This is a genomic window from Calothrix sp. CCY 0018, assembly GCF_963920925.1.
GTDB lineage: Bacteria > Cyanobacteriota > Cyanobacteriia > Cyanobacteriales > Nostocaceae > Rivularia.
On the sequence record NZ_CAWUDI010000001.1, the window covers coordinates 137293 to 149952 of the forward strand.

Annotated in this window: 12 protein-coding genes and 3 pseudogenes; 9 read left to right on the forward strand and 6 right to left on the reverse strand. The window is 37.2% G+C overall.

The annotated features are described in order from the left end of the window. Positions 1-25 precede the first annotated feature (25 nt). Together ACM03V_RS00585 and ACM03V_RS00590 are read left to right on the forward strand one after the other, a co-directional pair. Positions 26-358 (forward strand): annotated as a pseudogene (locus ACM03V_RS00585) (Uma2 family endonuclease); the annotation flags it as partial. Between the two features lie 143 nt (positions 359-501). Next, complete coding sequence (locus ACM03V_RS00590; protein WP_414618803.1) at positions 502-1341, forward strand: DNA cytosine methyltransferase; 840 nt, start codon at positions 502-504, stop codon at positions 1339-1341. A gap of 165 nt (positions 1342-1506) precedes the next feature. Here the strand turns inward: ACM03V_RS00590 and ACM03V_RS00595 are convergent, their stop codons facing one another. Beyond that, positions 1507-2034 carry a hypothetical protein gene (locus tag ACM03V_RS00595; protein WP_414618804.1) on the reverse strand — a complete coding sequence of 176 codons (528 nt, stop codon included), beginning with the start codon at positions 2032-2034 and terminating at the stop codon, positions 1507-1509. Positions 2035-2145: 111 nt separating this feature from the next. On the opposite strand from ACM03V_RS00595, the pseudogene ACM03V_RS00600 reads away from it, so the two are divergent. The 3 genes and pseudogenes from ACM03V_RS00600 to ACM03V_RS00610 form a co-directional block, all read left to right on the forward strand. Continuing rightward, positions 2146-2779: pseudogene (locus tag ACM03V_RS00600) on the forward strand (peptidase U32 family protein); the annotation flags it as partial. 75 nt (positions 2780-2854) lie between these two features. Next, a pseudogene (locus ACM03V_RS00605) lies at positions 2855-3097 on the forward strand (transposase); the annotation flags it as partial. Between the two features lie 136 nt (positions 3098-3233). Continuing rightward, positions 3234-3746, forward strand: coding sequence for a DUF1993 domain-containing protein (locus ACM03V_RS00610; RefSeq protein WP_414618805.1), 513 nt, complete (start codon positions 3234-3236; stop codon positions 3744-3746). A 41-nt stretch (positions 3747-3787) separates the two neighbouring features. On the opposite strand, the gene ACM03V_RS00615 is transcribed toward ACM03V_RS00610, so the two are convergent. Then, positions 3788-4654, reverse strand: coding sequence for a LysR family transcriptional regulator (locus tag ACM03V_RS00615; protein WP_414618806.1), 867 nt, complete (start codon positions 4652-4654; stop codon positions 3788-3790). 234 nt (positions 4655-4888) lie between these two features. On the opposite strand from ACM03V_RS00615, the gene ACM03V_RS00620 reads away from it, so the two are divergent. From ACM03V_RS00620 to ACM03V_RS00630, 3 genes are all read left to right on the forward strand, one after another. After that, on the forward strand, positions 4889-5668 hold the full coding sequence (locus ACM03V_RS00620; RefSeq protein WP_414618807.1) for a class I SAM-dependent methyltransferase: 780 nt from the start codon (positions 4889-4891) through the stop codon (positions 5666-5668). A gap of 95 nt (positions 5669-5763) precedes the next feature. Beyond that, on the forward strand, positions 5764-6519 hold the full coding sequence (locus ACM03V_RS00625) for a sulfite exporter TauE/SafE family protein (protein WP_414618808.1): 756 nt from the start codon (positions 5764-5766) through the stop codon (positions 6517-6519). A gap of 133 nt (positions 6520-6652) precedes the next feature. Then, positions 6653-7144, forward strand: a complete 492-nt coding sequence (locus ACM03V_RS00630) for a hypothetical protein (RefSeq protein WP_414618809.1) — start codon at positions 6653-6655, stop codon at positions 7142-7144. 57 nt (positions 7145-7201) lie between these two features. Here the strand turns inward: ACM03V_RS00630 and ACM03V_RS00635 are convergent, their stop codons facing one another. After that, complete coding sequence (locus tag ACM03V_RS00635) at positions 7202-8374, reverse strand: extracellular solute-binding protein (protein ID WP_414618810.1); 1173 nt, start codon at positions 8372-8374, stop codon at positions 7202-7204. 753 nt (positions 8375-9127) lie between these two features. Here ACM03V_RS00635 and ACM03V_RS00640 point away from each other — a divergent pair. After that, positions 9128-9508, forward strand: coding sequence for a hypothetical protein (locus ACM03V_RS00640; protein WP_414618811.1), 381 nt, complete (start codon positions 9128-9130; stop codon positions 9506-9508). Positions 9509-9589: 81 nt separating this feature from the next. Here ACM03V_RS00640 and ACM03V_RS00645 read toward each other — a convergent pair whose 3' ends face one another. The 3 genes from ACM03V_RS00645 to ACM03V_RS00655 form a co-directional block, all read right to left on the reverse strand. Further along, positions 9590-10978 (reverse strand): TIGR00303 family protein, encoded by a 1389-nt coding sequence (locus tag ACM03V_RS00645; RefSeq protein WP_414618812.1) that lies wholly within the window; start codon positions 10976-10978, stop codon positions 9590-9592. An 86-nt stretch (positions 10979-11064) separates the two neighbouring features. Further along, the gene (locus tag ACM03V_RS00650) at positions 11065-11802 is read right to left on the reverse strand and encodes a DUF2232 domain-containing protein (protein WP_414618813.1); all 738 of its coding nucleotides are present in this window, start codon (positions 11800-11802) and stop codon (positions 11065-11067) included. A 24-nt stretch (positions 11803-11826) separates the two neighbouring features. Beyond that, positions 11827-12525, reverse strand: coding sequence for a Crp/Fnr family transcriptional regulator (locus tag ACM03V_RS00655; RefSeq protein ID WP_414618814.1), 699 nt, complete (start codon positions 12523-12525; stop codon positions 11827-11829). Positions 12526-12660: the final 135 nt, after the last annotated feature.

Genomic DNA, 12660 nt, shown 5'->3' on the forward strand with positions numbered 1-12660 from the left:
ATTTTAGTTTATTTCATTCCCAATCATGCAAATAACCCAACAGCGCTATTACAGCACCGAAGAATATCTGGAATTAGAAGAAACTGCTAACGACAAAAGCGAATATATTGACGGAGAAATTATTCCGATGGCAGGTGCATCTACAAATCATAATCGTATAGCGGGTAATTTATATTCTGCTGCGAACTTTGCTTTTAGACAAGAAAATTACGAAGCTTTTATAAGTGATGTGCGTTTGTGGATACCCAAACGACGGATTTACACTTATCTAAATGTAATGATTGTGGCTGGTGAAGCAGAATATTATAACAACCGCACGGATACGATTTTAAATCCACAAGTAATTATAGCGTACCTTTTGATATCTCGCTACAAGATTTGTATCGCAAAGTGAAGTTTGAAGCGGATTTGAAGAGTGATGACAAATAAGTTTAATTTTTAAGTGTATTTTTGATATTCACAAATGATAATGTTTATAGTCAAGATAAACAACATATTCATATGCAAAAATATTTAAATCATAAATGGACTGTAATCGATTTATTTTCAGGTGCAGGGGGAATGAGTTATGGTTTCCACGCTCATCGGAATTTTAAAGTGGTGGCTGCTGTTGATGCTCAAATTGCTAAGCCAAGTAGTAGAAAAGGTTCTCTAAAGTGTAATCTGAGCTATCAAGAAAATATTGGAATAGAACCTATAAACGCCGATCTGAGATTATTAGAGCCAAAGACTTTAAGAAATATTATCGCTTCAGATTTAGCTAACAAAACGCCAACAATTTTGATTGCTTGTCCTCCTTGTACGGGGTTTTCTAGAACTTTGCCGAGTAATCATTTAGTAGACGATTCTCGTAATTCACTGGTGACTCGTTGCGGTTTATTTGTAGAAGAATTGAAGCCAGAAATCTTTTTAATGGAAAATGCTAGGGAGCTAATAGTTGGAAAGTTTACTCACCATTACAAAAAGCTTCAAGAAAAACTTGCTCAACTAGGATATAAAGTTCACAGTAAAGTTCATCTACTTAATAAATTTGGACTTCCACAACGTCGAGAAAGAGCATTTATTATTGCGGTTAAAAAGGATTTACAGCTAAGAACTTTCGATGAATTATGGGCTGGTTTTGAGGTAAATTCAGAAGCTACTCATGTTAGAAGAGCTATTTCTAATTTGCCACCTGTAGATGCGGGCAAAGTTCATCAAGATGATGCTTTACATTTTGCACCGAATTTTTCTTCCTTAACTAATTTAAGAAGATTGCAATTAATTCCCAAAAATGGAGGTTCTTGGAGGGATATTAAAGACTATCCAGAAGCCGAAAAAATTTGGCTCTTCATTACATAGTATGCTAAATCTTCAGTTAAAAAGCCCGAAACACTTGTTATGTAAGAACTTTAAAGTATTTATTCATATAAAATACCTTCTACAACTATTTTTCCCTTCTGCCCTCTGCCTTCTGCCTTCTGCCTTTTTACGACTATTTAATTAGCATACCAAGTGCTGAAGAACCTATTTAATTTTAGTTTCAGATACACTATATGCTCTCAAAATTAATATTCTTTGGTATTGTTGTAAATGTCTGACAACGCGATTTACGACACCATTTGCAAAATCTTCACGAGTATTACATTCTCGAATCCATCGAGCTTCCATTAGCTTTGAAATTGTAATCTTTTTTCGATTAATACGTGCTGAAGCTTCCGTTTTCAGAGAAAAATTAATTCCGTCTACTACAACATCTGTACCTGGATTAGTTGAACTAGATATTATTTGTGCCGATTTACCTGTTGCAATTGATGCATTAGCAAAAGCGTATTCAAATGCTTTTTTACCAAATTTTTCTGTATGAGTAGCGTGATGAATTAAAAGACGATTAGAGAAGTTTGTTGCAAATTCAGAAGATATTATATCGCTATTTTCATTAACGTACTCTTCAATCTCTACTGTCATAGCTCTTGCCATTTCAAGAAGGAGAGCTATTTGAGTAGGTTTTAAATTACTAACTATTCTATATAGCTGTAGTTGAATATCATCCATTTTTATTTGTAACTATCAGTCTACAGATTATATGTTTATGACATAATTCTCCATCCCCCACCACCAACGATACAATCACATTGGTGCTATCCGAATTTCCCCCAACCCACGATGAAAACCAACTCCTCACAAATACCCGAACTTCTCGCTCCTGCTGGTAACTGGGAATGCGCCAAAGCTGCTGTCGAAAATGGTGCTGATGCAATTTACTTCGGCTTAGATAAATTCAACGCTAGAATGCGTGCGGAAAATTTCACTGAAGCAGATTTACCGGAGTTAATGGAGTTTCTTCACCTCCGTGGAGTCAAGGGTTATTGCGAAGGAGCTTGGTTGTAATTTGGTGGTGTTGGCTCGAGAATGTTCGATTAAGGAAATTAATAAGATACAGCAGCAGACACAAGAAAGTTCTTTACCTTTGGAAGTGTTTGTTCATGGTGCTTTGTGCGTTGCTTATTCCGGACAATGTTTGACTAGTGAGGCTTTGAGAGGACGTTCGGGTAACCGTGGTGAATGTGCCCAAGCTTGCCGGATGACCTACGAGTTAATCGCAGATGAGGAAACTGTAAATTTAGGCGATCGCAAATATCTCCTTAGTCCTCAAGACTTAGCTGGGCTTGAGGTTTTGCCGGATTTGGTTAAATCTGGTGTCAGTTGTTTGAAAATCGAAGGACGTTTGAAGTCGCCGGAGTATGTCGCGAATGCGACTAAGGTTTATCGGGAAGCGTTGGACAGGTTAAAGGTTGAGATCCCCCCTAGCCCCCCTTGTAAAGGGGGGGGATAAGAAGCAGGAAGCCCCCTTAAAAGCAGGGGATAAGAAGCGAGGGAAGCACAAACAGCCGGACGAATCCGAGTCATAGTACAGGATAATGGCTCAATACACCGATGCAAAGAAGTTCAACAGTTATGGCCGCAATGGGAAAATAAAGGCTTATACGTATTTTTTCTGCCTAAATATTGCTCAGAGATGAACCCAATCGAATTGGAGTGGCAGCACCTAAAGAAAGACGAATTAGCAGGGAAGATGTTTGAAGACGAACTAGACCTTGCCTTGCATACACAGTAATTGATGGTATTCAAACCAGAGGGGAAAGAAACAACATAAGTACACAGCGTGTTAAATTCTACTCAAGCACTAATTCTTAACCTTTTGTTACATAGTTGTAAATTTCTCCGCCGACTTACTTACTAGGATAAAATTCATGACAATTTCCATGTATCAAGCTTCAGTACCTCCGCTTGTTCGCTCGCTGAATAACCTTGCAGCGATTCTTGAAAAAGGTGCTGCTCATGCTGAAGCCAAAAAAATCGATCCTTCCGTACTGATTGGTAGCCGTTTGTATCCAGATATGTTCCCTTTAGTTAAGCAAGTTCAAATTGCTTCAGACATTGCTAGAAGAGGTGCAGCAAGATTAGCGGAATCGGAAGCACCAAACATTGAAGATAATGAAACAACTTTTCCCGAACTAATCGCTCGTCTTCAAAAAACCACTTCTTACCTAGAAACTTTAACACCCAATCTCATTGATGGCACAGAGGAAAAATCGATTTCTCTTCCAGTTGGTAAAGACACAATGACGTTTGAGGGAATGCCTTTTTTGCTTTACTTTGTTCTGCCTAACGTCTATTTTCACGTCACCACTGCTTATGACATTCTCAGACATTGCGGTGTAGAGCTAGGTAAAATGGACTTTCTAGGAAAACCTGAGTCTTAGAGGAATTTCTGAGATAGGTGGAGGTATATAAAAGCAATATCTTAAAATACCTCCAAAAACCTTTTCAAAATCGGCGAAATATCATCTTTCCGCCAAATCATCGCAATACTAACCTGCGGTGTTTCTTCAACAAACGATTTATAAACTACACCTGTACGCTGCAAATTTTGTAATGATTCTGGAACGATCGCAACGCCTATCTCGGCAGCAACTAAACTAACTATTGTCTGCATTTGAATTGCTTCTTGAGCCAAGTGAGGACTAAAACCTACTTGCTGACAAAAGCTAATAATTAAATCGTAAAGTCCCGGTGCTAATAAACGAGGAAATAATATAAAGGATTCATTCTTCAAATATTGTAAACTCACTTTTTCTTGATTTGCTAAAGGATGATTTTCAGGAAGAGCAATTATTAACGATTCTTGAAAAATTATCTTTGATTCATAAGTATTTTCATTTACAGGCGGACGTATAAAACCAACATCAATTCTACCCGACTGCAACCAGCGTAATTGTTCATCTGTAGTTAATTCGTGTAATTCTAAATTTATGTTGGGATTGTTATTACGAAAGTGTAGTAAGAAATCGGGCAAAATATTATACGCCGCCGAACTTACAAACCCAAGAATCAACTTTCCGATTTCTCCCCGACTAATTTGTTTTCCTAAAAAAATTGCTTGTTGTAGTTGTCGGAAGATTTGCTGTACTTCAATTAGAAAAAGCTTTCCGGCTTCACTTAACTCCACCTTACGTTTAGTACGGTGAAATAATTCAAAACCTAACTCATTTTCTAACTGACGGATTTGTTGACTTAGCGGAGGTTGAGCAATATGCAATCTTTCCGCAGCCCTGCCAAAATGCAATTCCTCAGCCAAAGTTACAAAATAACGTAAATGTCTTAGTTCCATTATTTAAAGGTTAGAGGTTAAAGGTCAAAGATTGGTTATTTAATTTCACTGTTTACGATATATATTTTTGATGTATTGATAGTGCATCAAATATGTATTGGACATAATTTCAAGCCTTCCTTAGAGTAATAAATATAGCGGTATTTATTCAAATCAAATATCTGGCTATTTCCTAACACTCTTGTGGGATGGGCATCTCTGCCCGTCCATTTGTAAACAAGTAATATAATCTAAATGAATCAAACATCAACATCCAATCAAGATTGGAATAGTTCGCTCTACCAAGAAAAACACGCTTTTGTTTGGCATTACGGCGAAAATTTACTCTTATTTCTTAACCCACAGCCAAACGAGCGCATTTTAGATTTAGGATGCGGTACAGGGCAATTAACAGCGAAAATAGCAGAAGCTGGTGCTGAAGTAATCGGAATTGATAGCTCAGATGAAATGATTGAGCAAGCACAACAAAATTATCCTCAATTACAGTTTAAACTTGCCGATGCCAAGAATTTTCAGTTATCCCAATCCGTAGATGCTGTATTTTCCAACGCTACATTACATTGGATCCCAGAAGCGGATGCTGTAATTAGTAGTATTAATAAATCGCTTAAAATTGACGGACGTTTTATTGCAGAATTTGGTGGAAAAGGAAACGTAGAATCAATTGTTAAAGCTTTGTACGTAGCATTAGAAAAAATTGGTTTTGATAATCCATCAAAACTAAATCCTTGGTACTTTCCCAGCATCGGCGAATATGCTTCAAAATTAGAAAAACAAGGCTTTGAAGTTACCTACAGCCAGTTATTTTATCGTCTATCTTTATTACAAGACAAAGATGCTGGTTTGGCAAATTGGATAAAAATGTTTTGTGGAGCTTTCTTTAAAGGGTTATCGGAAGAAGAAATAATTCAGGTAATTAACGATGTAGAGAAGCAGTTAAAACTAAAGTTATATCAAGAAGGAAATTGGTTTGCAGATTATCGAAGAATTCAGGTTAAAGCAATTAAAAAATAGAGCATTAGGAATTGATAATGCCTCCCTCCTAAGAGACGTAGCAGTGCTACGTCTCTACAATTTTTAATCTAAAATCCAAAATCTAAAATTCGATCGTGGAATCAATATTTTTCTTATTCACCGCATCATTGCTTGCAGGAATCGTGAATGGTGTAGCTGGTGGTGGCGGTTTGATTGCTTTTCCCGCGCTTTTAATATCGGGAATTCCTGCTATTAATGCTAATGCTACTAATGCAGCAGCACTTTGGTTTGGCACTGTTGCTAGTACTGTGGCTTATCGTCGGGAATTTTCGAGCAAACGGCACTTGTTACTATTACTAAGTTGTGTCAGCGTGATGGGAGGAATTTTTGGTTCTTATCTGCTTTTACATACATCACAAGCTAAATTTTCCGCTTTGGTTCCATATTTGATGCTGATAGCAACGCTTTTATTTATTTTCAGTCAGCCATTAATCAAATGGTTAAATAAACGCAATCAAAATCCCGGACAAATTAGCTTACCATTAACGATTATTTTACCTTTACAGTTATTAATTGCAACTTATGGAGGTTATTTTGGTGGTGGTAGCGGAATCTTGATGTTAGCTCTCTTGAATTTTACGGGTTTGCAAAATATTCACACTTTGAATGCTTATAAAAGTTGGTTAGCAACCTGTATTAATGCGGCAGCTATTATTCACTTTACTTTTGCTGGTAAAATCTTTTGGTTTGAAGCAATAATTATGGCTGTAGGTGCAATTATTGGTGCTTACAGTAGTGTTTATCTAGCGCGTAAACTGCATCCCTTATGGATACGTAGTTTTATCATTATCGTTAGTATAAGCATGACCTGCTACTTATTCATTCAATAAATCAATCAGATTTTAACTTAATTCCTATACTCGTAAAAATAATATTTTAAGATTATAATTACAAGGGAACACTCTAATATAAAAAGCAAGTCAATATATTTTTAGTTATTTATTAGCAAATTAATAAACTATCATGCGCCAACTTTCAATACTTTTTAGTATCTGTATTACTACACTTTCAATATTTCCCGTTCAATTTGTTCAAGCACGAGATTCTCGGATTCCTGCACCTTCTCAAGAACCTTTGGAATTAGATTTGTTAATTAATCCTAGAGACAATATAATTACTGCGGATACTATTTATCAAAAACAGTTAACCGTTCCTAGTTTATGGTGGGCGCAGGAACAATCTGAAAATAAACTTTTAGATAACTGGATAGCATACCCCGCTAATAATGCTCAAGCGGGAAGAGTAGATTTAATTGTCAACGAACAAATTTGGAACGTATTAGATTATTTAGAACGTTATAAGTTTGTTAATCTTTTGGGCACCGAAGCACGAACTTACGGTTACAATATTCGCGTTTTTAATTATGAAAAAGAACCTTTAGCAACTTATACCTGTAACTTAAATCTTAAAACACCTTTGTGCAGTATAGATATGAATGCTACAGGTCTTTTGTAACAATTATCAATTAACAATTGATAACTATCCAATGCCTAATGCCCCATTCCCCATTACCTAACTACTTTTCATTTTATTAAAAAACGAATCATACTGCTCGGTTGTTGTTTTTGATAAAGGAATTAAAAATTCACTTTTATTAAAAATATCAGGATTTGGTAATAATAGATTTTGTAATGGTTGGGGAATTTCAGATGCTGTTATTTTTGTTATATCTGTAGAAATAGGAGAATTAGCTTTGGTAAGTAAAGCGATTTGTTTTGCTATCTTTGGTTCCCAGCAATAATCAATCCACTTACTTGATAAATCTTCTTTCTCGTTGCCTTTGGGCTGTACCCATAAATCTGCCCAAAGTGCAGTTCCGGAATTTGGAACAATTATGCTAAGTTGCGGATAACGGGAAAGTAAAGAAACAATATCATTTGACCAACCTACTGCTAACCAGGTATCCCCAAGAATTAACGGTTCGATATAGCTAGCTGAATTATAAAATTTTACCTGCTGATTTAACTTTTGTAATTCTTCTTCTAAAGATGCAATCTGGTTTAAATTCTCGGTGTTGTAAGATTTTCCTAATTTTTTTAACGTTAAACCAACAACTTCCCGTGGCTGATTAACTAAAGAAATCTTGCCTTTTAATTCCTCTCGCCACAAATCGCTCCAATCTTGCAATTTCCAATCAAATGTTTCTAACTTATCGCGACGATAAATTATTACTGTACTACCCCAACGATAAGGTGCCGCCCAAATATTCCCTTGTTTATCTACTAAACCTCGATCATTGCGCGTTACCAATTCTTGCCATTTAGGAGATAATTTAGACCAATTTTCTAGCTTTTCGCGAGACAACGGTTGAATAAGCTCGCCTTCAATTGCATCTTTTAACCAGAAATCTCCTAAAGTAACTAAATCAATATTTTTTGGTTGAGATTTGCCAAACAATCGCCTGATATCAAAGCCTTCAGGTTTATTTGTTGCTGTTTTGTTTTTCTTCAAGCTTTTCAATCGCTTGAATAATTCCTGTAACTGTACTACTGGCGAGAATTTTAACTGTACTTTTTGCGACAATTTTTTCTGAAGTTGATTCTCAAATCCTTTAAGTATTCTTCCTGGAATAGAACCTTTGAGTACCTGTACTGTTAATTGGGGCTGTATGTTCGCATTACACCCTACAAGCAGTTGCGAAATAAAAAGTGTAGATGTACCGAACAAAAATGAGCGTCTGTGCATACTTATCAGTTTTAGTGCTTTTTGTATATTGTGAGAACCGCTTTTGCCGATTGTAACTGATATGTTCGGCTAGCTGGGAACAATAGAATTAATTATCATAGGTGAGTTTTTAATACCTATCCTGCTATATATATTGATTTATTTTTCTTATAGTTAGTACAATCTTTAGATATTGAAAAATTAAATTTATATCTATATCGGTTTTTTAACATCATACTCTGTAAAAATTTGCCCAGTTACTCGCGGTAAGCTCAATCAAGCTCTATCTTTAGTTCTGAATAATTTATCTCTATTCTCGGATAATTATAGTTATCAAAATCGTTAGTACATACCAAATTTTACCTTTTTAGGATTAGCAATCAAACAATCGACCAAACTCGAAGGTAAAACTGCTAAAAGCCATAATATATCTAGCTTATATAAATAAATCACTGTTGCAAAAAGTCTCTTATAATTACTAGCTCTTCTAAATTAAACTTTTCTTTAGATTTGCTGAAAACTATTGATGTATATCGGTTGTAGTCAATCTTTTTTTGCTCCTAATTTTAGATTATCAAGTCATAAGTATTATCGTAATTTTTTTACAAGTTAACTTGAGTAACTGCTATAAGTGATTGTTTAGATTTATTGCTCATGAATGAGTTAAGTATAGAGTTGAAAAATAAAAGCTTGAACGTTAAATAAATCATAAGTATAGTTAAGTTTAGTCGTAGAAAGAATAATATAGAGAGACATATTAGACGAGGGTATGAAATGGAGCAGTTAAACCATCAAGTGTCGAGCCTGAGTAGTAAGCTTGACAAACTTTACCAAGTGGTTGAGCAGCTAGATGGTAAAGTTTCTCAAGCTTTAACAGATTGTCATTTAGCAGCGGCTTGTCAGAGTCAAGACAAGAATCAAACAGTTGGCGATTTAGGAGAATATCAACTAAAGAATTCGATTGGTTTAAATTCCGAACTGGAACACAAAGATGTATTAGTAGATGACGTTTATCTAGATGGAACTTTTGAAGCAGGAGATAAATATTTAACGCCAGATATTCAGATTCAGCGGCTTACAGCACAATTAACAGCAGCATACAATCGCATTGCCGCCTTAGAAGAGCAATTATTACTCAAAAGAATTAATTCTTAAGCAAACTAAGTAAATAAGAACTTACCCGAACTAACTTAGTATCGGCTGCTGCTGACACTGTTTTTGGTAACTAAAAAAAAATTAAGCTTGCCAATAACGGTCTAATTGGGCTTCAATTGCCTTTAATAATTGGTGCTGCTGCCAATTTTCGCTTAAATAGGCAGCAATGCAAGCACCTCCAGCACCCATACCCTCCTTAACAAAACCTTGTTCGTAAGCTTGTAACTGAAAATAACGAGAATTATCAAAAGATAGCTCAGTGGAAAATAGAGAAGGTTCTATAGCGCCTTTTCTACCTATCTGCTGGGCTAATTCTACGGTTTTGCCACTAGAATCATCTGCAACCCAGCGAGTAGTACCCACAACTACTTGTGACGGTTGCCACGACAGATTATAAAATTCGCAGATTGCACTAGCCAAAGCAAATACAGCCAGCATTTGCGTACCGCCAGCAAGTAACACACCCCCATCACGACTTGCGGCGATCGCCATTCCAGCCACAGCAACCTGCATCGGATCTCCCACAGCAGCAACTAACCGCAGCGGATCTATTCGATTTTGCGGAAAGTTGCTGGGGTCGGTTTCCGTCCCAGCAAACTTTCCAAGACGGATTTTGGATTTTAACAACGGATGCGTTTCTTTTGGATTTTGGATTTGCTCTTGTCTCCCCATCTCCCCTTTCAGGTATCTCCTCCGGAGACGCTTCGCTAACACCACTTCTCTCAACGGAGGGAGACGACCCACGAAAGTGGATTCACCATCTCCCCATCTCCTTGTCCCCTTGTCCCCTTGTCCCCTTGTCCCCCCATCTCCCCATCTCCCCATCTCCCCATCTCCCCATCCCCTCATCTTCCCCAATCCTGCTTGGACAATTTCCCATTTTTGTGCGTGATTGCAAACGGGATGAGAACTATTAACCATGCCTTGAGCGGCAATACCCAAACCACTTAGAATTGCTAGAGCAGTAGTAGTTCCACCAACAACGCACTCACCTATAACTAAATAATCATTTTCCTTGTTACGAGAAAGTTTTTCACCCCAAATCAAGCCTTGCTCGAACAAATGCCGTACCGTAGCTAAATCCATCGCCGCACCTTGACTTAAGCATTTAGCCGCTACACCTTCAAGATCGATAGTTGGAACAGTTGGCGCTTCGGGCAAACCTGCATTAAACAAGTAAACTGGAATCTTTAGTTCCTCCACTACAGCGCGAGTAATAAACACTGGGGAAGCACCAGCAATCAGTGGAGGTAAAGGATATTGCCCTCTTTTATCTGCTCCATAGTATAAAAACTCAGCATCAGCCAAAGCCGTATATTTTCGATCCTCTGGAGTACTGCCAGCCGCAGAAATTCCAGGAATCAAAGCTGTTTCGGTAAAACCTAAAACGCAAGCAAATGCAGGTTTTTTACCTTTATACTTAGAAACCCAAGTTTCACCTTGAGCAATGTTTGTATGTATGCGAAGCATTGTATTAGGTAATTGGTAATTGGTAATTGGTAAGAGTAGCAAGTTTTTTCTCCCCCCTCTCCCCCTCTCCTATTACCCATTACCCATTACTCATAATCCATCAAAACCTGTACCCACTGGGGTGGACGGGGTATGGGGTTGCCTAAACGGTCTAATAATAACCATGCTGCTATGTGTACTACGAATAAATAGATAAAGTTGTTGAGCAATATTAAGCCAATGGCTCCTATTTGAATTAGGAAGGGGTTGGGAGTTGTGAGGATTCCTAAGTTGACAAACAACCATTCTAAAAAGTTGGTTACTTGATTAATTAGGTAAATCCATAGGTCTTCACCTGAGAGTAAGGATAGTAAGAATAACCTAAAAAATACACCTATTGTGCCTAGAAGGGTAGCCAGACTCATGGAAACAATCCAGGGAACGCGGCGGTGCCATGTTGCACCTAAAAGTACTCCCATAAAAGCATAGGGCATTACAAATAGCATACTCCTAGTAGGTCCCATTAATACCAATAGCAGCAAACCAGAGGTTAATGCTGACATCCATGCTGCTCTGCTATTCCAGCGGAGGTAGACTAAAGCAATGGGTATGGGGAAGAATACTTTTAATAAACCCAAAGGGAAATAAAAATTAATAAACCAAATCAAACTAGCGGTACTTGCCAAAAATGCCGTTTCTACCATTTTTAATGGCGCATCGGTTTGAAGTTGAGGTTTCGCTAAATGTTGGTTTTGGGTAGGATTGTCCGATTCGGAGTTGGGTTTTTTGGAGTTAAAAGAATTGTTTCCTCCTTTATCATCTGACGAAGAACTAAGAATATCCATGTGAAAAACGCGCTCTGTAATTCGTTAAGCTATCATCTTTTCTAACGCTGATACATCAGGAATACAAATAACCTCCCCATTGCGTTTGATCAATTTTTTCTTTTCTAACTTAGTTAATACTCTAGTTACAGTTTCTCTTGCCAATCCGCTCAAACTACTTATCTCTCGATGGGGTAGATTGGGAATTTCCACACCCGTGGTATTTTGTATTCCTTGTCCTTCTGCTAAAAATAACAAAGTGTCAGCTACGCGAGAAGCTGAATCCGATTCGCGCAATCGCAAACGTCGGTTAACTTGTCGCAAGCGGCGTGCCATTAACTGTGCTAATCGAACTCCCGCTAAAGGTTCGGTGTTAAGTAACTTAAGAAAATCTTGTGATGGTAAACTACCGATTTCTGTAGAAGTTAAAGTGATGACATCGGTAGAGCGAGGTACTTCATCTAATGCAGCCATTTCACCAAATAATTCCCCTCTACCAAGAATATTTAACGTTAATTCTTTACCTTCTAAATTGTAAGTACGAATTTTGACCCAGCCTTCTAAAATAAAATATACGGAACCTCCCCAGTCATTTTCCAGCAAAATTACTTGATTGGCTGGGTGAGAACGACTAACAAGATTACTCAAAGCTAATTTGATGGCATTTTTCGGTAGCCCTTCAAAAAAAAGAGTTGAGAGTGTAATATCTTTGACGGAGGGATGCAAGCTATACCTGTCTTCCATTAGGACATTTTTATATTATTTGTAATACAAATTACTTTTTAAACTATCAGTTTGTGGCCCAAGCTATCAAAGTAAATCAGGGGAATGAGGAATAGCGAATAATTAGGAGTTAGGAGTTAAGAGTTAGGAGTTAAG